The sequence below is a fragment of the Pseudomonas farris genome (genome assembly GCF_019145235.1).
Lineage (GTDB): Bacteria > Pseudomonadota > Gammaproteobacteria > Pseudomonadales > Pseudomonadaceae > Aquipseudomonas > Aquipseudomonas farris.
This window is the reverse complement of record NZ_JAHSTV010000001.1, coordinates 230,999-251,195: the sequence shown is the minus strand read 5'-3', so window position 1 is coordinate 251,195 and position 20,197 is coordinate 230,999. Positions and strand designations below refer to the sequence as shown.

General features: G+C 57.6%; 19 protein-coding genes and 1 pseudogene. 9 read left to right on the top strand and 11 right to left on the bottom strand.

Features of this window, described 5'->3' with window-relative positions:
• Positions 1-114 precede the first annotated feature (114 nt).
• A complete protein-coding gene (locus tag KVG95_RS01125; protein ID WP_008153197.1) occupies positions 115-1,461 on the top strand; it encodes a DEAD/DEAH box helicase in 1,347 nt (448 codons plus the stop codon).
• Positions 1,462-1,576: 115 nt separating this feature from the next.
• Here the strand turns inward: KVG95_RS01125 and KVG95_RS01120 are convergent, their stop codons facing one another.
• The gene (locus KVG95_RS01120; protein WP_217854220.1) at positions 1,577-1,855 is read right to left on the bottom strand and encodes a hypothetical protein; all 279 of its coding nucleotides are present in this window, start codon (positions 1,853-1,855) and stop codon (positions 1,577-1,579) included.
• 548 nt (positions 1,856-2,403) lie between these two features.
• On the opposite strand from KVG95_RS01120, the gene KVG95_RS01115 reads away from it, so the two are divergent.
• Complete coding sequence (locus KVG95_RS01115) at positions 2,404-2,964, top strand: hypothetical protein (RefSeq protein ID WP_217854219.1); 561 nt, start codon at positions 2,404-2,406, stop codon at positions 2,962-2,964.
• Between the two features lie 64 nt (positions 2,965-3,028).
• Here the strand turns inward: KVG95_RS01115 and KVG95_RS01110 are convergent.
• A pseudogene (locus KVG95_RS01110) lies at positions 3,029-3,250 on the bottom strand (hypothetical protein).
• Between the two features lie 662 nt (positions 3,251-3,912).
• Between KVG95_RS01110 and KVG95_RS01105 the strand changes: the two are divergent.
• Together KVG95_RS01105 and KVG95_RS01100 are read left to right on the top strand one after the other, a co-directional pair.
• Complete coding sequence (locus KVG95_RS01105; protein ID WP_217854218.1) at positions 3,913-6,828, top strand: aldehyde dehydrogenase family protein; 2,916 nt, start codon at positions 3,913-3,915, stop codon at positions 6,826-6,828.
• A gap of 48 nt (positions 6,829-6,876) precedes the next feature.
• On the top strand, positions 6,877-8,034 hold the full coding sequence (locus tag KVG95_RS01100; RefSeq protein WP_217854217.1) for an MFS transporter: 1,158 nt from the start codon (positions 6,877-6,879) through the stop codon (positions 8,032-8,034).
• Between the two features lie 75 nt (positions 8,035-8,109).
• Here the strand turns inward: KVG95_RS01100 and KVG95_RS01095 are convergent, their stop codons facing one another.
• A complete protein-coding gene (locus tag KVG95_RS01095; protein WP_217854216.1) occupies positions 8,110-8,844 on the bottom strand; it encodes a DUF899 domain-containing protein in 735 nt (244 codons plus the stop codon).
• 201 nt (positions 8,845-9,045) lie between these two features.
• Here KVG95_RS01095 and KVG95_RS01090 point away from each other — a divergent pair, with 201 nt between their 5' ends.
• Positions 9,046-9,438, top strand: coding sequence for a transcriptional regulator (locus tag KVG95_RS01090; protein ID WP_217854215.1), 393 nt, complete (start codon positions 9,046-9,048; stop codon positions 9,436-9,438).
• Between the two features lie 125 nt (positions 9,439-9,563).
• Here KVG95_RS01090 and KVG95_RS01085 read toward each other — a convergent pair whose 3' ends face one another.
• The 4 genes from KVG95_RS01085 to KVG95_RS01070 all read right to left on the bottom strand — a co-directional run bounded on the left by KVG95_RS01085 (position 9,564) and on the right by KVG95_RS01070 (position 11,979).
• Entirely contained in the window at positions 9,564-10,433 is an 870-nt protein-coding gene (locus tag KVG95_RS01085; protein ID WP_217854214.1) for a DUF6279 family lipoprotein, read from the bottom strand.
• Positions 10,434-10,510: 77 nt separating this feature from the next.
• Positions 10,511-11,227, bottom strand: a complete 717-nt coding sequence (locus tag KVG95_RS01080) for a TorF family putative porin (RefSeq protein ID WP_217854213.1) — start codon at positions 11,225-11,227, stop codon at positions 10,511-10,513.
• A gap of 210 nt (positions 11,228-11,437) precedes the next feature.
• A complete protein-coding gene (locus tag KVG95_RS01075; protein ID WP_017337097.1) occupies positions 11,438-11,626 on the bottom strand; it encodes a PFL_1563 family small protein in 189 nt (62 codons plus the stop codon).
• A 140-nt stretch (positions 11,627-11,766) separates the two neighbouring features.
• Positions 11,767-11,979, bottom strand: a complete 213-nt coding sequence (locus KVG95_RS01070; RefSeq protein ID WP_217854212.1) for a hypothetical protein — start codon at positions 11,977-11,979, stop codon at positions 11,767-11,769.
• Between KVG95_RS01070 and KVG95_RS01065 the strand changes: the two genes are divergently transcribed.
• Both KVG95_RS01065 and KVG95_RS01060 read left to right on the top strand, forming a co-directional pair.
• Positions 11,978-12,814, top strand: a complete 837-nt coding sequence (locus tag KVG95_RS01065; RefSeq protein ID WP_030131899.1) for a CvfB family protein — start codon at positions 11,978-11,980, stop codon at positions 12,812-12,814. The genes KVG95_RS01070 and KVG95_RS01065 overlap by 2 nt on opposite strands.
• 282 nt (positions 12,815-13,096) lie before the next feature.
• Positions 13,097-14,029 (top strand): DMT family transporter, encoded by a 933-nt coding sequence (locus KVG95_RS01060; RefSeq protein ID WP_217854211.1) that lies wholly within the window; start codon positions 13,097-13,099, stop codon positions 14,027-14,029.
• Here KVG95_RS01060 and KVG95_RS01055 read toward each other — a convergent pair.
• Positions 13,965-15,155: an MFS transporter gene (locus tag KVG95_RS01055; protein WP_217854210.1), complete on the bottom strand. Its 1,191-nt coding sequence runs from the start codon at positions 15,153-15,155 to the stop codon at positions 13,965-13,967. The genes KVG95_RS01060 and KVG95_RS01055 overlap by 65 nt on opposite strands.
• 104 nt (positions 15,156-15,259) lie before the next feature.
• Here KVG95_RS01055 and ptrR point away from each other — a divergent pair, with 104 nt between their 5' ends.
• The gene (gene ptrR, locus KVG95_RS01050; protein WP_048395732.1) at positions 15,260-16,153 is read left to right on the top strand and encodes a putrescine utilization regulator PtrR; all 894 of its coding nucleotides are present in this window, start codon (positions 15,260-15,262) and stop codon (positions 16,151-16,153) included.
• A 139-nt stretch (positions 16,154-16,292) separates the two neighbouring features.
• Positions 16,293-16,424, top strand: a complete 132-nt coding sequence (locus KVG95_RS29990; protein ID WP_256580670.1) for a PA1414 family protein — start codon at positions 16,293-16,295, stop codon at positions 16,422-16,424.
• Positions 16,425-16,629: 205 nt separating this feature from the next.
• Here KVG95_RS29990 and KVG95_RS01045 read toward each other — a convergent pair whose 3' ends face one another.
• The 3 genes from KVG95_RS01045 to KVG95_RS01035 all read right to left on the bottom strand — a co-directional run bounded on the left by KVG95_RS01045 (position 16,630) and on the right by KVG95_RS01035 (position 20,179).
• Complete coding sequence (locus KVG95_RS01045; protein WP_052964910.1) at positions 16,630-16,881, bottom strand: phosphopantetheine-containing protein; 252 nt, start codon at positions 16,879-16,881, stop codon at positions 16,630-16,632.
• Positions 16,882-17,123: 242 nt separating this feature from the next.
• Entirely contained in the window at positions 17,124-18,503 is a 1,380-nt protein-coding gene (locus KVG95_RS01040; RefSeq protein ID WP_217854209.1) for a sodium:solute symporter family protein, read from the bottom strand.
• A gap of 164 nt (positions 18,504-18,667) precedes the next feature.
• A complete protein-coding gene (locus tag KVG95_RS01035) occupies positions 18,668-20,179 on the bottom strand; it encodes a purine-cytosine permease family protein (RefSeq protein ID WP_217854208.1) in 1,512 nt (503 codons plus the stop codon).
• Positions 20,180-20,197: the final 18 nt, after the last annotated feature.

The following is a 20,197-nucleotide window of genomic DNA, read 5'->3' as shown; positions in this document are numbered from 1 at the left end:
TCAGGCAACAAAAAAACCACTGTTTGCAGCCGTTTGTATAAAGAAACTCGGCCTTCGCGCTCGAAACCGTTACCCTATGCAGCTGTTTTTTTGTATTTCTTCGAGGTAGCACCCGTGTTTTCCCAATTCGCCCTGCACGAACGCCTGCTCAAAGCCGTGGCCGAGCTTAAATTTGTCGAGCCAACGCCTGTGCAAGCAGCGGCTATCCCGCTCGCGCTCCAGGGGCGTGACCTGCGGGTGACAGCGCAAACCGGTAGCGGCAAAACCGCTGCATTCGTTTTGCCGATCCTCAACCGCTTGATCGGCCCGGCTAAAGTCCGCGTCAGCATCAAGACCCTGATCCTGCTGCCGACCCGCGAGCTGGCCCAGCAGACCATCAAGGAAGTCGAGCGCTTTGCTCAGTTCACCTTCATCAAGTCCGGCCTGATCACCGGTGGTGAAGACTTCAAGGTCCAGGCCGCCATGCTGCGCAAGGTGCCGGACATCCTGATCGGTACGCCGGGCCGGATGATCGAGCAACTGAACGCCGGTAACCTCGACCTCAAAGAAGTCGAAGTGCTGGTGCTCGACGAAGCCGACCGCATGCTCGACATGGGCTTTGCCGAAGACGTGCAGCGTCTGGTGGAAGAGTGCACCAACCGTCAGCAGACCATGCTGTTCTCCGCCACCACCGGCGGTTCGGGCCTGCGCGAGATGGTCGCCAAGGTTCTGAACAACCCTGAACACTTGCAGTTGAACAACGTCAGCGATCTGAACGCCACCACTCGTCAACAGATCATCACCGCCGACCACAATCAGCACAAAGAACAGATCGTGAACTGGCTGCTGGCCAACGAGACCTATCAGAAGGCCATCGTGTTCACCAATACCCGGGCCATGGCCGACCGTATTTACGGCCGTCTGGTGGCGCAGGAATACAAAGCGTTCGTGCTGCACGGTGACAAAGACCAGAAAGACCGCAAACTGGCCATCGACCGTCTGAAGCAGGGCGGCGTGAAGATCCTTGTGGCCACCGACGTCGCGGCCCGTGGCCTGGACGTGGAAGGCCTGGACCTGGTGATCAACTTCGACATGCCGCGCAGCGGCGACGAATACGTTCACCGCATCGGTCGCACCGGCCGCGCCGGCAACGATGGCTTGGCCATCTCGCTGATCTGCCATGGCGACTGGAACCTGATGTCGAGCGTCGAGCGCTACCTCAAGCAGAGCTTCGAGCGCCGCACCATCAAGGAAGTCAAAGGCACCTACGGCGGACCGAAAAAGGTCAAGGCCTCGGGCAAAGCCGTTGGCGTGAAGAAGAAAAAGGTCGACGCCAAAGGCGACAAGAAGAAAACCGGCGCCAAGGCTCCGACCAAACGCAAGATCGCCAACCGCCCGAAGACCGACGCCCTGTCGCTGGTCAGCAAGGACGGCATGGCCCCGCTCAAGCGCCGCAAACCGGAAGCGCCGGCTGCTGAATAAAGCGCGGTAGCAATCCAATAAAAAACCCGGACAGTGTCCGGGTTTTTTTACGTCAAAAAATCGCAGAAACCCGTGTAGGAGCTGCCGAAGGCTGCGATCTTTTGATCTCGCCGTTTCAGCTCTCGGCTTTCTTCTCTGCCGACTGCAACTCCTTGAGACGCTGATCAATCAACTGGCACTTGTCCGGCAAATCCGCGCTGGCCGTTTCCAGGTCCATCTTCTGCAACTCGTCATTGATCTCCTTGGCCTTGGCCGGGTTCTGCTCAGTGATCTTGGCGACTTCCTTGGCCAGTAGTTCGCGCTTGGCGGTGGCTTCGTCGGGCGGGCAGGCCCAAACGGGGAGGGCACAGGCGAGAGTGGCGGCGAAGGTCAGTTTCAGCAGGGTGGTTTTCATCAGTGAGCCTCACTTATCAATGTCACGGCGTTATTGAGTGGAGGGTTTTTCCACTCGGAAAGTTCAGGCCATGAACCAAAACCCGCGCGCTAGAGCGTCCAACCAAAAACATCCTGAACGGCTTATTGACGCCAGAGTGAAGGCAACTTAAATATCGTGCCATCACATCGATATCACTTCGCCGTTTCGAGGGACCGAACAGACCATTCGCACGCCGATGCAATGGTCGTTTACGCCACGCTTTGGACCTTCTGACCCAAGCGCGCACTTACCCCCTTATGACGTATTCGCTCTGCAAACGCCCTCAGCGTTTGCCGTGTCGGGGCGGCGTCGAGCCTTTTGGGGTGCAGCTATCTTCAATCATTTGTTCGTAATTTTTTGAAGTTTTTCCTGCTTTTTTTAGATTGGGAGTTTGTTTTTTTTGGGGCTCGGAAAAGATTGGGCGATATGCTCGCTTCAACAGTAGTGATCAACGCGAAATAGTGTCGTGCCAAACACTAACTCCGTTCCCCGTCAGCTAAAATATACGACTCTAAGGATATTTATACATGAAGCAATACGCACTACTATTACTGCCTCTGATTCTGGCATTACCAGGCTGTCACTCCAACACCAGAGACTCCTCACCCAGTTTTCTAAAAGACGGCGTCCAGCTTCGTCAGAACACGGTGACGGTGGATGCGCAGCACGCCAAGGTCATCATGAGAGCCTCCGGTTATACGCACCCGGTAGAGTTTTCGATCAGGCGCGCAGCAGATCCCGACCAGCGCATGGAGGTGCTTGGAACGGTGGTGGACTCGGGTCGTGAGAAGGTGTTCGGCTGGATCGCTAAACTCAACGAAGTGGCCAATAGTGCGACGGTGAAACGATTCCCGCAGTTGGAAGCACAGGCTGATGTCGATCAGCCCTTCCAGGTATCGGGTTATTCAACGGATGGGAGAGCCGGGAATATTTATAGCTGCGGTCCGCTCAAGAGCACCTTTACTCCGGAAAAAAGTAGAGTCTATCTGGTGGAGTTCCAGTTTATTGGTGATCGCTGCGAGCAGCATGTTTACGACATTACTCAGCCTCAGCAGCGCATTCCTGTGAGTAGCTTACCAGGAGCGTAAACGTCATTCGTTTAGTTGGACTCACTATTTAAATTGGGCGACCTACAGGTCGCCCGTTTTCATTTCACTCCACAACCTGCGCCCGCAACCGCCTGCCAATCACATCCATCAAATTACAACCATCCCGCAACGGTATGGCCAGCAGTTTGGAAAAGTCGGACAGCACCGCCGTGTCGCAACCGATCTAGGCACGAAAGGCTATGTTTTCCAGCACCTGGGTGACGGTGCGGATTCGGTAGTCGGCCATGGCTTGCAGGAAGTCGAGTGGGGCTTGGGTGCGGACCATAAGCCTCGTTCCAACGGTGTAAGGCGCCTGATTCCAAGGTTGTTGTAGCCGTTTTCCTGGTGGCGGTCAGGCGCGCGGATGCAATCTACAGCGGATGCAATCTACAGAGGACGACGGAACCTTGTGGGAACGAGCTTGATCGCTCCTGGGGATTGATTTCCGATAAGCGGCTGACGTAGGCTATTTCCGTTTGTCGTGTCAGTTGTTTCTCAAGGTTGAGTCAATAACGACACGGATCAGTACCAGATCAGGACGCTTCATTTTTACAAGGGTTGGTGGGCGACAGGTTGTTCGGACCGTTTTGTTGCCTGCCTGTAATCGAACACTGCAAGTGCGTTGGTAAAAGCGTTTGCGAATATCTGGTTATTGATACTTCCATGTTTCCTTCCGTATTGAGTTCACATCGATTCATTGTGCGTGTCCGCCCGGACGTCGCCCTTTTCGATAGCCATGTTGCGAACAGCCGTCGTCGCAGCATTTTGTTTGCTTTTACTTTCTCTCCTCCCCTCCAAAAACGCTAAGTCGTTATTGAACCCATTGCCTTCCTGATATTGGGCCGGGCGTTTTGCCCTGTCAGTCAGCGATTGCCTGAGCCTTTTTTAACGGGGACGTCCTCTTGGGTGGGGCGGGTCTATTGATGCATCAAACAGGGAGTTCACTGCATGTGGTGGAAGAGTCTTGCTCGGCAAATTCAGGAAAGAACTGCCGATAACAATGGGGTCGTCGCGTTTGGCGCGGGTTTCGGACCCTCTGGGCTTCCCCATATCGGAACGTTGTGTGAGGTGTTGCGCGTCAGCATCGTCAAAACAGCATTTGAAAAAATATCCAGCAAAGAAACCCGGCTGTTTATTGTTTCCGACGATCTGGACGCGCTGAGAAAAGTACCTGGAACATTCCCTCAGCCGCAGCGCCTGCAAGATTGTCTGGGGCTGCCGTTGTGCGATATCCCCGACCCTTTCGAACAGGCGGGAAGTCTGTCGGCAGGCATTAACGCTCGACTTGATCAGGCGCTGATGCCCTATGCGCTGGACTATCAGTTGATTGAAAACAGTGCGCTCTATCGATCCGGTTACTACAACTCGACCATCAAGCAGTTTCTCTCTCGAATGGAGGCGATCAATCAGGTTGTAGCCTCACGCCTGGGAATTACCCGCAGAAAGAGCTACAGCATGTTCATGCCTGTTTCGCGTTTTTCCGGGCGGGTCATCGAGCATCTGGTGGTCCGGCACGTTGATCTGCAGCGTGGGGAGATTGTCTATCAGATTCCGCCAGACCTACTGATCAATCGACCGGGCGAGGAGTACAGCATCACCTCCCAGGAGTACTACGCCGATGAGCCGATTGGCGAAGATATCACCACGTCGGTGTTGGACGGTCACTGCAAGTTGCAATGGAAGGCCGATTGGGCAATGCGCCTGATTCACCGCAATATTGCTTTTGAAATGCATGGCGAAGACCTGACTGACTCGGCGAATACGGTACGCGATATCTGCCAGGTACTGGATGTGCGGGCACCGATCCTGATGAAGTACGGGCTGTTTACCGACATCGCCGGCAAGAAAATATCCAAAAGCAAAGGCAACGGTTTTTCTCTGGAACAAGTCAGCAAGTACATGCCCGAAGGGGCGTTGCAGCATTTCATGTTCAACAACCCTTATCGCACCACTCGTTTCCACCCTCAAGTGTCAATCAAGGCTTATGACGATTATCGGGCCGACCATGCGCGCATGGTCGAGGGAGACGCTGACAACCCCGTCGGTTATTTCCATCGCCCACCGACCCATGGCAAGCGTTGCTCCAGCTACCAGCGGATGCTGAACATCTTCACTGCCTGCCATCCAGGTGACATTGATGCGGCTTACCACTACCTGCTCAAACACGACAAAACCCGGCAGGACATCCTTGCGGATGACGCCTTTACCGACGTGGTACAGAAAGCCTTTACCTATTTCCAGGAACGGGTTGCCCCGCGTTTCCAGCCGCGGTTGCTCAACGAGCGTGCGGAGTCGGTACTGTATCGGATTTCAGAGCAGTTCAAACAACTGTCGGTTCACCGCAGACCGGTTGCTCGCGAACAGATCACGCAAGTCTTCGATCAGGTTGGTGTTTCCAGTCACAGCGCTGCTTATCGGATGCTTTATGCCTGCCTGTTCGGCGACGAGAGCGGGCCGCGACTGGACGGGTACATCAATCGTCTGGGAGTGCAGGCTTTTTGTATGGAACTCGAATCACGAATCAAACAGGCTGTTCATTACAGGGAAAGTGAAACCATGAGCGTTGCGCAGGTCAATCAAGTCACTACCGAGTCTTCCGAGGCTCCGCGCCCGATAGCTATGATCGAACCGCCTCGGGAGGCCGGGCGAGTGCTGGAGGCCATCGATTTCGAGGAGGTAAAAGCCCGTGCCGCGGCGTTTGCACAGCATCTTCGAAGCAACAGTGAGACGATCGCCGAGAGCCTTTCGGGGTTCGAGTGCTACAACGTCGCGGTGGATGAGATCGAGCGGTGTGTCGAGTTTCTGAAGTGCCTGGAGCTCAACAGTCCGTTCTTTGAACGCAGGGTGCATTGCGTCACCAGTTACCTGCCGCTCAATCAGCCGATCTACGCCACGACTTGCTTTGGCATTATTCCTTCATTGCTGGCCGACTCAGCCTGGCTTCGGCCTCCGACGGCGATGCACTCGCACTATAAAAAGTTGCTGGAGTCGTTGCAGCTGGAGCGTTTCTTTCCGAACCTGAATATCTCTTTTGCCGATAAAGAGACGTTCGTCAGCCAGACCGCGGCGATGTCCGATGTGGTGATTTTTACCGGTACACCGGAAAACGCGACCAAGGTCAGAAAGTCCTACCTCAAGCGCACCTTGTTCATTCTCAACGGGGCAGGTCATAACCCATTGGTGGTGTCCGCTGATGCATCGATCGACACCGCTATCGAAAGTGCCCTGCGGGTGGTGTTGTACAACCAGGGGCAGGATTGTGCCGGTCCCAATAGCATCCTGGTGCATCGACAGGTCTACGGTGAGTTCATCCGTCGGTTGCGCGAGGAGCTGGTCAAGTGCGAGGGCTATGTGGGCGATTACGCGTGCAAAGAGAACATCGTCGGGCCTAACAGCGACCCTGACCACACGTTGAAAGTGGTGAAGATGTTCAAGGAGTATCGCGAACACTGCACTTATGGGGGCGAGATCAATCCGATCAGCGGATTGATCCGTCCGACCGTGTTCGAGCGGCCATTGTCGCTGGGCGGCAACTACAAAGAGTTCTTTGCTCCGGTGTTCTTTGTTCAACCCTATGCCGAAGACACGGAGTTGGCGGGCTATTTCGAACATCCGCTCTATGCACCCAACTCCATGTACGTGTCGTTGTTTGGCAGCAGTGGCTACATCGACGGCCTGGTGGCGTCCGGCAAACATGACGTGGACACGGTGCTGAATAACACCGATCTGCATGTCGTGGAGAAGGGTTACAACCCTTACGGCGGGCATGGGGTCGCGGCGTCCTGCCTGTACGTGAACGGTGTGCGGATTGCCAAACCGACGTTGCCTCAACGGGACATCCACGAGCATCTCGTTGCGGTTTGAACGTGAGTGGGGCGGCTATCGACGGGCAGTAAGCCTGAGGTGTGATTAATGAATAAATTATTGTTGGCGGCGCTGATACTCGGGGTTTCCATTGTCGGGTTGAGTATCGGTTCGACCGTGCCAGTGGTCGCGCTGCGCTTGTACGAGGCGGGCGCTTCGAATGTGCACATCGGCGTGATGTCTGCACTGCCGGCGGCCGGCATGATGCTGTCGGCCTTTGTGGTGGACTGGATCTGCCAGCGATTGAGCCGCCGACATATTTATTTGGGGTGTTTCACGCTGTCGGCCCTGAGTATTGCCGCCGTCGAGGTCTTTGCCTCGACGTTGTACAGCCTCGCCTTGGCCAGGTTGGTGATGGGGCTGGCCGCGGGAATCATCATTATTCTGGGGGAGTCCTGGGTGAATGAAATCGCCGAGGACTCCCACAGGGGGCGGGTTGTTGCGATCTACACCACCTGCTTTACGATTTTCCAGCTGCTCGGGCCGGGGATGGTGGCCCTGTTCGGCACCGCTGGGCCACAGGTGATCGGTGTGGTGATTGCCGGGCATCTTTTGGCGCTAGGGATGATCTGGTTCACCTTGCCCAAACAGATGAGCTATCACGGACACTCTGAAAGCAAGACGTTCTCGGTGCTGGGCTTCATTCAAGTGGCTCCGGCGCTGTGCATGGGCATCATCTTCTTCTCGTTCTTTGATAGTGTGATTCTGTCGATGTTTCCGGTTTTCGCCGCCGATCACGGCTATGCCATCAAATTCGCTGCGCTCATGGTGACGGTGATCCTGCTCGGTGACGCGGCCTTCCAGTTTCCGTTGGGCTGGCTCTCGGACAAAGTCGCCAGGCCGACAATCTACCTGGGGTGCGGTGTGCTTTCTCTGGCAATCGGTGTGTGCCTGCCGTGGCTGATGAACTATCCCTTCTTGCTCTGGCCAAGCCTGGTGTTGCTCGGGGCCGTCGCCGGTGGGGTCTACACCCTGGCGATCATTCTGATCGGCGAAGGGTTCAAGGGCCCGGACCTGGTCACGGCGAATGCCAGCGCCGGGTTCTTATGGGGGGTAGGCAGTTTGCTCGGGCCGCTGGTCAGCGGCGCGGCGATGACAACCAGCGCCCACGGCCTGCCGTTGGCGCTGTCTGCTGCGGCTGCGCTGTTTGTGTTGTTTGCGCTGCCGCTGTTCAGGAGGACGGTCGGGGTGAAGGTGCTGGATTGAACGGATGAGTCCTCCCTTCAAGTCTAAACATGCAAGCGGGCTTGCTCGCGTAAGCCGCGACCCGGGCTCTGAGCGCTATCCCCCATGGCAGCAGCCCGCTGAGGCCTTGTCCTCATACCGATCGTGATGCCTCACCCAATCCATGATCTCCTCTTCATTACGGCCCTTAGGCGTGAGGTCGAGGTAGTTATAGGCGCCGACCAGCAGGTCCAAACCTCGGGCATAAGTTGAATAGGTATGGAAAATCTCCCCCGCTTCATTGCGATAAAACACGCTGAGCCCTGGGAGTTCTTCCTCGGCGCCGTCAGTTTTTTCGTAGTTGTAGGTAGCTTTTCCCGCGGCGACGTCTTCGGCTCTGGCCGAGACGCCAAAGTCGTAGTTGAAGTCGCAGCCTTCGGACGACACCCAGTCGAATTTCCAGCCCATGCGCTGTTTGAAGGATTGAAACTCGGCAAACGGTGCGTGGGAAACCGCGACCACGGCCACGTCGTGGTGGGCCAGGTGTTGGTTGGCGCCGTCGATGTGGTCGGACAGGAACGAGCAACCCGGGCAGCCTTCGTCCCAGCCAGCGGCGAACATGAAGTGATAGATGATCAATTGGCTGCGACCGTCGAACAGGTCGGCCAGGCTCAGTTCGCCGTTGGGGCCCTGGAAGCGGTAGGGTTTGTCGATTTTCACCCAGGGCAGGGCGCGGCGTTCGGCGCTGAGTTTGTCTCGTTCCTTGGTGAAGGCTTTTTCGTGGGTCAGGTGTTGTTTGCGGGCGGCGAGCCATTCTTCCCGGGATACGACCGGATGATTCTGAATGTTCATGGTGATTTCTCCTGCATGCTTTGGCGAAAGTCGATCCGTGCAGAGGGGTAAACCGTCTTACATAGCCTAGTCGTTTGGCCTGTGCCCTATTCGACATACCGCCGGTCGGTAGGGCGAAATAACCAGGCTGAACGGCCGCCCTCCCTGTCGGTCACAACCTATGAAGGCCATTTCACTCACGGGCTCTGGAGGTTGATCAGGATGGCGACTTATAACTGGGATTTGCTTGAACGCTTGCTGCATGAAGTGCAGAACGGCGCTGGCCACAGTTTCACCCCACGACCCTATGCCGAGCAGTATGCGGTAGAGCAAGCGTCGAAAGGTGAGCCGTTTGAGAATCTGGATCACCTGAAAACGGTGGCTGGCGAGTACGAAAAGTTACTGTTGCTACGGGGCTATATCGAGCCTCGCCCAGAAGATCAGGGTGGCAATGGCGAGAACTACATTTTGACGCCTAGGGGCTCGAGTTTATTGAGCCTGATCGACAGCAGCATTCCGGGGAATGAACATCCGCGGCAGGTGCTGGATGAACAGGAGGATGCGCTGGAAGAGTTGACGTTTGATGAGGTGGCGTCGAAGGCGCAGATTGCCTGAAGATCGCGTTTACCCCCTGTGGGAGCGGGCTTGCTCGCGAATGCGGTGTGACAGTCGACATGGATTTTGAATGTTAAATCCATTCGCGAGCAAGCCCGCTCCCACATTGGATTGTGGTGGTCCGCTTAATCCTGCCGCGCCGCTTTCAGGCATTGCAAATCAGTGAAATCCTTGCGTACGCCTTCAATCTTCTGCAGCAACCGTTCACGCTGAACCGGCGTGCTCTCGGCCATCACGTCCACCAGCAACGCCCGAGCCTGGGCTTCGGTGTTGGCGAAGGCCTCGCGGTAAGCGGGCGTCCACAAACTCTCGCGATTCACCAGAAGTGTCTCGATTTGTTGTGGGAATTCTGGGCTCTGCCGTTGCGCAACTGCTGCGCTGAATTGCTGCTGCCAATGGGCACGGTTGGCAATCCATTGTTTGTTCTGATCACCCAAGGCATTCGACCAGGCCACTACCCGTTGCTGTTGGCTCGGGCTTAGCGGTCCGAGCCAGACATTCAGGCGTTTCTCCATGCGCTTGCTCCGCTCTCTGATCTGTTGCTCCAGAGACGGTTTGAGGTAGGCCTCCTGACGTTTGCGCTGGTCCTTGGCGAAGGCATCGTTCATTTCCGCGACTTGCTTGTCATCAAGGCCCTGCAACAACTCGATGGCCGACGGGGTGATTTGCCGGGCGGTTTCGGCGATGGCCTGTTTGGCTTCCTGGGTGCGGGTTTGCAGCGCGGCGTCGGTGATCTGGTTGGCTTCGACCATAGCCTGTAAACGATCCAGCCAGTCGAGGTAACCGGGCAATTGCGTGGTGCAGTGCCAGCTTAGGTGTTCTTTGAGGCGCTCGTTGAACCAGTCTTTTTGCTCGTGGTTCATTTCCAGATAGTCGCTGAGCGTCCAGGGAATGATCACGTCGAGATTGCGGTAAGCCAGGCCCACGCGGCTGCACGCGGCGACGGTGAGACTGAGGGTGATGATGACGCCGATCTGTTTCAACCAGTGCGACATGGCGAGTCCTTGCGAAGACCTGGTTTCTTTAAGGGTTCTCTTGTGTGATCGCGGGATGAGCCCGGCGGTTCAGCCGATTAATAGAAACTGTGTGCAGCCTTGAGCGTGACCAGGCCGTCGCACTCGGTATTGTGGCCGGAATAAGCGGAGCAATCGCTGCCGCTCAGGCTTGAATCACTGTAGATCAAGTCCAGATCGATGCCCATGAACGGCCGAGACAATTTCACTGACCAGTCGGTAAAACTGCCTACATACCCATCGTCGACGGATACCGGTGTATTGAGTTGGTGGGTGGTGTATTTCAGGCTGATCCCGATGCCGAACGGCTGATTGCCACTGAGGTCGGCGAAAAGGGTGCTGTTCTGTTTGTCCGGGTCGTTGCTGAAAGCCGCGCCGAAGCGACTGCCCAGCAGGGTCAGGCCGCCGAACAACTCCTGGCTGTCGAGGGTGTCCACTTTCGGGTAGCTGTATTGGATCATGCCCACTTCGTAACCGAGGGATTGATCGAAAGGCTGTTTAAAGCCCATGTAGGAATCGACTTCAAGGTTGCTCGACGGGCTCAGTCCCATGCTGGGGGACCATTGACCCACGTAGAAGCCGCTGTCGTGACTCAGGTCGAGGCCACCATGGAACGAGCCGGTCGTCGAGGGCTTGACCAGACCTTGGGCCATGCTGCGGCTGGGGGTGGTGGCGAGCTTGAGATCGAAGTCGCCCAGTTCGCGCTGGAAGACTTGTGCAGGGGCGACCGAACACCACAGCAGGCTGCCGAGCAGGAAATAAGAGGGCTTGAACATGCGTCACTCCATGAACAGCGAGGAGCAGGTACGGAAAACCTGCTGAAACGCTTGATCCAGACACGTGCAAGCATACCGGCGAATGTTCGGCATCGAGGGCCGTTCGTCGATTTTTGAAATATTGATTTGTTTGATTGGGTATTGCGGGAGGGTTCCAGTCCAAGCGCTTCGAAGCTCAAAGCGCTTACGGACCAGTTAACGCGGGGGGAATTACTTTTTGCCCAGCGTGATCTGCTTGGACGGGCCGAACGTCTGGCCGCTGACGCCTTTGGCAATTTGCTGGATCTCGCCGCCGGACTTGAGGAATGCAGCGATCTGGTTGTTGATCGATTCGCTGGTTTCAACGGCTGGAGCTGGCTTTGCTTTGCTGTTGGATGCTTTTACACGCATGGCGGCCATTAACCTGTAGAAATTAACTTGGCCAGGCATCGTACAGGAAATACTTGACAATTGCTTGGTAAATATCCTCCCGAAATACACATTGGAGCAGCACGATTTATCGCAAGTTATTATTCGCAATGTTCCCCTAAGCTGCTGTTTTAACTAAGAACCCAAGTGAAGAAAAAGCGTTTTTCGGATGGGCTGGCGAGGGGGAAGAACAGCCGAACGGCCTGACGAGCGGCCAAACGCGCACGGCAAAACCCAGGAAAATTAAGGCCTTCGATGGATTTTCTTGCGCCACCGGGCCGGCCGCCGAACGCGGCCCGCAAAACCGGGTAGAATGCCGCCCACGCAATGAGGGTATTGGACATGGCTTTAGTCGGGCGCTACAACAGTTTGCAAGTGGTTAAACACACTAACTTCGGTTTATATCTGGACGGTGGCGCGGATGGTGAAATCCTCCTGCCTAATCGTTATATCCCCAAAGATATTCCCAGCGAAGATGAAGATTGGCTCAATGTTTTTATTTATCTGGACAGCGATGACAAACTTATCGCTACGACCGAAAAGCCTAAAGTTCAGGTCGGTGAATTCGCCAGTTTGAAAGTCGTTGAAGTCAACAGCATCGGCGTGTTCCTGGATTGGGGTTTGCCGAAGGATCTGCTGCTGCCGTATTCCGAAGAAAAGCGCCAGATGACGGCCGGCGAGTATGTCGTGGTGCACGTCTACCTCGACAAACACACGCGACGCATCACCGCGACGGCGCGTCTGGATCGCTACCTGGACAAGACTCCGGCCAATTACACCCCGGGTCAGGAAGTTGATTTGCTGGTGGCCGAAGCGACCGATATGGGCTTCAAGGCAATCATCAACAACAAGCACTGGGGCCTGATCCACAAGAACGAAATCTTCAAGTTCATGCGTGCCGGTAAAGAAGAGAAGGGCTTTATCAAAGAAGTCCGCGCCGACGGCAAGATCAGCCTGAGCCTGCAACCGGTGGGCGAAGAAGCTGCCACCAGTCTGAACTCGAAGATTCTTGCCAAGTTGCGCGACAACAACGGCACCCTGCCAGTCAGCGACAAGAGCGACCCGACGCTGATCAGCAGCATGTTCGGCGTCAGCAAGGGCAACTTCAAAAAGGCCATCGGTGCGTTGTACAAGAACGGCCAGATCGTCATTCACGCTGATCGTATCGAACTCAGCTGACCTTACGCCGGCCCCTGTGGGAGCTGCCGCAGGCTGCGATCTTTTGATCTTGATCTTTTACAGGCAAAAGATCGCAGCCTGCGGCAGCGCCTACAGAGAGGACGCGACCGCCATATGACGCAAGCGGCGATTTAAAGGTCTTTTGCAGACACCTTTTTCTGTCCATCTGGTTAATAATCGGCAGCATAATTTTTCGCCTCGGCACCTCTGTTCAGCCAGAAGTCCGGGGCTTTGCTTTTACTGTCGAGTCACTGCCATGGATTGTGTTGTCGAGGTGTTCCGGTGAGCGCCACCCGGCGTAGCGCCGATGGGTTTGCCCTGCAAGTAATGGTCGGGTTGTGCCTGATCTGGGGTGTGCAACAGGTGATGATCAAGTGGGCCGCGCCCGACATTGCGCCGGTCATGCAGGCGGCGGGGCGGTCGGGTATTTCCGCGTTGCTCGTAGGATTGTTGATCTGCTGGAAGGGCGGTTGGGATCAGGTCGGTAATACCTGGCGCGGCGGCTTGCTGGCGGGTGCGTTGTTTGGCCTGGAGTTCTTCTTCATTTCCGAAGGCTTGCAACTGACCACGGCGGCGCACATGTCGGTGTTCCTCTACACCGCGCCGATCTTCACCGCGTTGGGCGTGCATTGGCTGCTGCCGAGTGAGCGTTTAAGACCGGTGCAGTGGCTGGGGATTTTTCTTGCCTTCGTCGGCATTGCCATTGCGTTTGCCGGTGGCGTGTCGTGGGACAACCTCGATCACCGCATGCTGATGGGTGATGCGTTGGGCGTGCTGGCCGGCGCGTCGTGGGGCGCGACCACTGTGGTGGTGCGCGCCTCGCGTCTGTCGGAAGCACCGGTGACCCTGACGCTGTTTTATCAACTGATCGTCGGCTTTGTTGGCCTGCTGTTGATCGCGATCCTCAGCGGGCAGGTCGCCCATGTCAGCTTGACCACCGTTGCCGTGGCCAGCGTGTTGTTCCAGGGATTGGTGGTGTCGTTTTTCAGTTACCTGACCTGGTTCTGGTTGCTGCGTCGTTATCTGGCAGCGAACCTGGCGGTGTTTTCGTTCATGACGCCATTGTTCGGCGTCACGTTCGGCGTGGTGCTGCTGGGCGAAGAACTGAGCCTCAACTTTGTGATCGGCGCGGTGCTGGTTCTGCTCGGGATCACTTTTGTGAGCGCAGAACAGTGGGTCCGCCGTCGTTTGCGCAAAGCACTTGGGCAACCCTGACCGGGCTCAGCAACAGGCCTCCTGCGATGAGCAAACCGCTACCGGCGATTACCAGCGCCGGTTGCAATCCACCGCTGAAATGGCTGCTCAGCGCTGCCAGCAACGGCCCGCTGAGCTGGCCCACGGCGAAGCACGCGGTCAGCAGCCCGGCGTTGCGCTGGGTGGCATGGGGCGCCAGTTCCCGGGAGCGCTGCATCACCAGTTGCATGCAGGCCAGGAACGGCCCGCCACACAGGATCACCCCCAACGCCAGGCCGGCACCGCTGCCCAACAGGCAGGCGAAGACCCCGGCCGCCTGCAACCACAACGTTGCCATCAGCCAATGGCGGGTGGCGTTCGGGTTGTGCCTACGCAGGCTCACCAAGACCACCCCGATTGCTGCCGCCAGGCCGAAGCATGGCCAGAACAGATCGGCTTGCCATTGGCCATGGAACTGCGCGCTGGCCATCTGTGAGAGGAAAGTGGCCGGGATGATGTAGCCCAAACCGTACAACCCATAGATCACCGGTAAACGTCCGACATCTTGGGGGCCCGATGTAACGGCAGGCGGTGTCGCAGTGGAAGGGCTGGCCGGTTGCGGCAGGAACGGCAGAATCCCCAGCAGCATCACCAGTCCGACACCGGCATACACCAGCCACAAGGTCGCGGACGTCTGACCCAGCAGGTTCGAGCCCAAGGCCAATAATCCTGTCAGAAAAATCCCCAGGCCCGGCCCGGCAAAGACCAGGGCGCCGAGCCGCGGACGACCGGCCGCCGCTGCCAGCGGTTGGCTCAATGCGGTAATCATCACCAACACCCAGGCGCTGGCCACGCCCGTGCCGAAGCGCAGCACCAGATGCGCCCAGAACCCGTCGGCCCAGAACGAGGCAAGGGTCAGCAAAACACAGAGCCACAAACCGCCGAGCAGGCGCCGGCGAACCTGGTCGGGGCGACGGGCGAACATCGCGTCCACCGCGCCGACGAAGTAGCCGAGGTAGTTGGCGGCGGCAATCAGACCGGCGGCGGTCAGGTCGATCTGGCCTTCGCTGAGCAAGTGCGGCAGTTGCGGGGTCAGGGCGAAACGCCCGATGCCCATGGCCATCATCAGCGCGATGAAACTGGCGGTTAAGCGAATCAGAGGGGACATAGTCTGAGTTCCGTTTCGAGGATCAATGACCGTCAGGCTAGGACTGATTGACTTTCTTTAAAAATGAATAATAGTGAGCAACTTGTTCTGATTTGGAGAATGGAGTGGAATTCAGCCAATTGCGGATTTTCCAGGCGGTGGCGGAGGAGGGCTCCATTACCCGCGCTGCTGAACGCCTGCATCGTGTGCCGTCCAACCTGTCGACCCGGCTCAAGCAGCTCGAAGAGCAACTCGGTGTCGAATTGTTCGTACGCGAGCGTCAGCGTTTGCAGTTGTCACCTGCGGGAAAAGTCCTCTTGGACTACACCGCCAAACTGTTCGCCTTGCACGACGAAGCCCACGCGGCGGTGCAGGGCGGGCAACCGGCCGGGGATTTCGTGCTTGGCACCATGTACAGCACCGCTGCCATTCACTTGCCAGAGCTGTTGGCGCGCTATCACCGCAGCTATCCGGCGGTAAACCTGCAAGTGCAGTCGGGGCCCAGCGGCGAATTGCTCGAAGGTCTGCTCACCGGACGCCTCGATGCGGCGCTGGTGGACGGCCCGCTGGAACTGGCCGGGCTCGACGGCGTGCCGTTGTGCGACGAACGGCTGGTGTTGATCAGCGAGGCCGATCATCCGCCAGTACGCAGCGCGCTGGATGTCGAAGGGCGTTCGGTGTTTACGTTTCGGCAGGGCTGTTCCTACCGGATGCGTCTGGAAGCCTGGTTCGCCCATGATCACGCGGCCATGGGCCGGGCCATGGAGATCGAGTCTTATCCGGGAATGCTCGCCTGCGTGATCGCCGGCTCCGGCGTGGCGCTGATGTCGGAGTCGATGCTTGCCAGCCTGCCGGGGCGCGAAAGCGTGGCAGTGCACCCGTTGGCCGAGCCGTTCGCCAGCGCGACCACTTGGTTGATGTGGCGCAAGGGCATGGTCGGCGCCAACCTGAATGCGTGGATCGAGCAGCAGCAGGCGGTGTATCCGTCGGCAGCGATTCAGGCCCAGGCATTTGCTTGAACGGGCGTGCAAGGATTTGGATCAATTCAGTAACAGATCATTGCGATGTTGGACGAGCATTGCGTAGGACTTCGGACTATTATCAGTGCGAAGGGGCTACAGAACTTCGGCCGCTCGGCACTACCCTGAAGGGGGCACCATGAAAGAGAAAATCCAAAACTGGCTGCATGACCTGGGCGTCGCACTCGGTTTGATCGAACCGCCTCTGCAACCCGTGCCTATTCGCACTGACGACGAACAACGTCGCCGCCAGCAGCAACGCCGCCGGTAAGCCTGGATCTATTTGGCAAACGGGCTTGCCGTGGCGAGGGGGCTTGCCCCCGTTCGGCTGCGAAGCAGTCGTAGAATCTGCTGACGAGGTCTATCTGATTCAACCAGGCTGAATGGTTTTGGGGTCGCTCCGCGGCCCAACGGGGACAAGCCCCCTCGCCACAGGTAACTGCATCTGCCGCAAAAGATGCATGTGGCAACCCATCTCAATACCGCCCAATCTCAATCAAAAACCGGCTCAAGTCGTCGACGGTTGTCGCAGTCTTGAGCATCCGGTCTTCTTCGGCGGTAAACGCTGTCAATCCCAGCTGATCTTCCAGATGGAAGACCAGCTCTTGGATATCCTCTTTATCCAGCCCCAACTGCACCAGGTTGGAGTTGTCGTCGAAATCATCCTGATTTTCCAGCAGGCGGCTGATAAAGCGATGCACGGCTGTACGAACGGCGTCTTTGGTCATGGTTGTTCTTCGAGGGCGTTATTGTTGTTGTCCCTGGCGCTGAGTACAGCAGGCTTCAGGCGTGTCAGCGCTGCCACTCGTCTCATCGTAGCCAGCGTGCAAACGATCGAACCCGTCGCCTCACCTCCAACCACCGATCGCGGCTGACGATCTTCGCGGATAGATTCCTTCAGGCGAAAAAAAACGGGTGTGGCAACCGACGCCGCACCCGTCGAAGAAAGCATCAAGTCGTTATAGAAAGCTTAGATCGCGCGCGCCACCGCAGCCGGGCGACGGGACAGCAAGCTGACCGCCACGAAACTCACCAGGCCCACGCCGAGGCTGTAGTAGATCGGGGTGTTGGCGTCCATTCCATCCTTGAACATGAACACCAGCGCGGTGATGAAGCCCAGCGCCATACTGGTGATCGCACCAGCGGTCGTGGCGCGTTTCCAGTAGATCGCCCCCATCAGCGGGATCAGCATGCCGCCCACCAACAGGTTGTAGGCCAGGGTCAGTGCGCTGATCACATCATTGACCACCAGCGCGATGCCCAGTACCGCGATGCCAGTCAGCAGGGTAAACAGGCGATTGACGCTCACGTTCGATTGTTTGCCGCCACGCAGTTTCGGCAGCAGGTCTTCGGTCAGGGTGGTGGATGCGGCGAGCAGGCCGGCGCTGGCGGTGGACATCATGGCCGCCAGTGCAGCAGCGATCACCAGGCCGCGGATACCGTCCGGCAGGGACACTTTGACGATGGCGGCAAAGGCATTGTTGACGTTGTCCAGATCCGGAATCAGCACATGAGCAGCCATGCCGATCAGCGCGCACACCAGGCCATAGACAATGCAGTAGATCCCGGCAGACGTACCGGCGTACTTGGCGACTTTCTCGCTTCGTGCGGTGAACACTCGTTGCCAGATGTCTTGACCGATCAGGATGCCAAAGAAGTAGATCAGGAAGTAGGTGATGATGGTGTCCCAGCCGATGCTGGTGAAGTTGAAGCTGGCGGCCGGCAATTGCGCAACCAGTTGATCCCAGCCACCGACCCGGTACAGGCAGATCGGCAGCAACAGGAACATCAGACCCACGGTCTGGATACCGAACTGGACGATGTCGGTCAGGGTCAGGGACCACATGCCACCGATGGTCGAGTAAATCACCACCACACCGCCACCCAGCAGCACCGAGAGCCAGAACGGCAGACCGAAAAGCACTTGCAGCACGGTGCCGATCGCCAGGATCGAGGTCACACCGATCATCAATGCATAAGCCAGCATGATGGTTGCGCTCGCGGTACGCGCCATTGGGTTGTAGCGCTTTTCCAGCACCTGGGTAACGGTGAATACCTTCAGCTTCAGCAGCGGTTTGGCGAGGAACAGGTTCAGCGCCACGATGCCGCAGCCCAGTGCAGCACACAGCCAGAAACCGGAGATGCCATGAACATAGCCCAGGCGCACGGTGCCGACGGTGGATGCGCCACCCAGAACGGTAGCGGCCATGGTGCCCATGTAGAGACCAGGGCCGAGGTTACGACCGGCGACCAAATAGTCTTCGTGGGTCTTGGCCTTGCGCATGCCGTAGTAGCCGAGCACCAGCATTGCGGCGGCGTAAATGAGAACGACGAATAAATCCAAAGCCATGATGGCGTGTCTCCGATTGTCTTTTTATTGTGAAACAAAGTCGATTCTGTGGGGCAAACTCTCTGTGGGAGCGGGCTTGCTCGCGAAAGCGGTCTGTCAGTCACATCATTGTTGGATGTACCGCAGTCTTCGCGAGCAAGCCCGCTCCCACAGGTGGATCAGTGTCAGGCGGGCTGACGTAGCTCAGGCTTCGCCGTGGTGCTGGCGCCGTGGCTACGAACATCCTCCAGGCCAAACACTTCCCGCGGTTCCGGGAACAGGTTCAGCAGCGTCAGGTACACCAGCGAGGCCAGGCCGAGGGTCACCGGCAGGCTGATGTCGATCCCGCCCGCCAGATTCCCGAGTGGCCCGACAAACTGCCCCGGCAGGTTCACAAAGCACAAACCCACCAGCGCGCTCGGGATCCAGGCACCCAGGCCACGCCAGTTCCAGCCGTGAGTGAACCAGTAACGGCCACCTTTCTCGCCACGGGTGAACACTTGCAGGTCATCCGGGCAGTAGAAACCGCGACGTACCAGCAGGCCGATGATCATGATCACCATCCACGGGGTGGTGCAGGTGATGATCAGCACGGCGAAGGTCGACACGCTCTGCACCAGATTCGCCGCAAAGCGCCCGATGAAGATGAAGGCAATCGACATCACGCCGATCAGCAGTGTTGCCTTGACCCGCGACAGCACCCGCGGAAACACGCTGGACATGTCCAGCCCGGTGCCATACAGCGAGGTGGTGCCGGTGGACATGCCGCCGATCACCGCAATCAGGCACACCGGCAGGAAGAACCAGCTCGGCGACACTGCCAGCAGACCGCCGACGTAGTTGTTGGCCGCGATGTAGTCCGGTGCCTTGATCGCCACGATGGTGGCCGTGGCGAGGCCGAACAGGAACGGGATCAACGTGGCAAGTTGCGCAGCAATCACCGCCAGCATGATGCGACCCTTCGGGGTTTCACGCGGGATGTACCGCGACCAGTCGCCAAGGAACGCACCGAAGGAAATCGGGTTGCTCATGGCGACCAGCGCGGCACCGATGAAGGCGGCCCAGAAACCGGCCTGCCCTATGGCGACGGTACCGGCGAACTGGCTGTCGAAGGTCGGGGCGAACGCGAAGATGCCGAGCAGGAACAGCAGGCTGGCGGCCCACACAGCGATGCGATTGACCCACAGCATGAAGCGGAAGCCGTAGATGCACACGGTCAGTACCAGGATCGCGAACAGACCGTAAGCCAGGCCCAGTGTCAGGTCGGTTTCCGGGATGCCGATCAGGCGTTTCGCGCCACCGATCAACGCATCGCCCGAACTCCATACCGAGAGCGAGAAGAAGGCAATGGCGGTCAGCAGCGACAGAAACGAACCGACGATCCGTCCGTGCACGCCGAAGTGGGCGCCGGAGGACACAGCGTTATTGGTGCCATTGATCGGCCCGAACAGGCCCATCGGCGCTAGGATCAGCGCCCCGATTACCACGCCCAGCACAATCGCCCACACGCCCGCCTGGAAGGACAGGCCGAACAGCACGGGAAAACTGCCGAGCACCGCTGTGGCAAAGGTATTGGCGCCGCCGAAGATCAGGCGAAACAGGTCGCTGGGTCTGGCGTCGCGCTCATGATCCGGGATCTGTTCGACCCCGTTTGTTTCGATGCTGCTAAGGCTTTTTTCTTTGTTGTTGTTATTCATGATCTGCTCCGATCATAA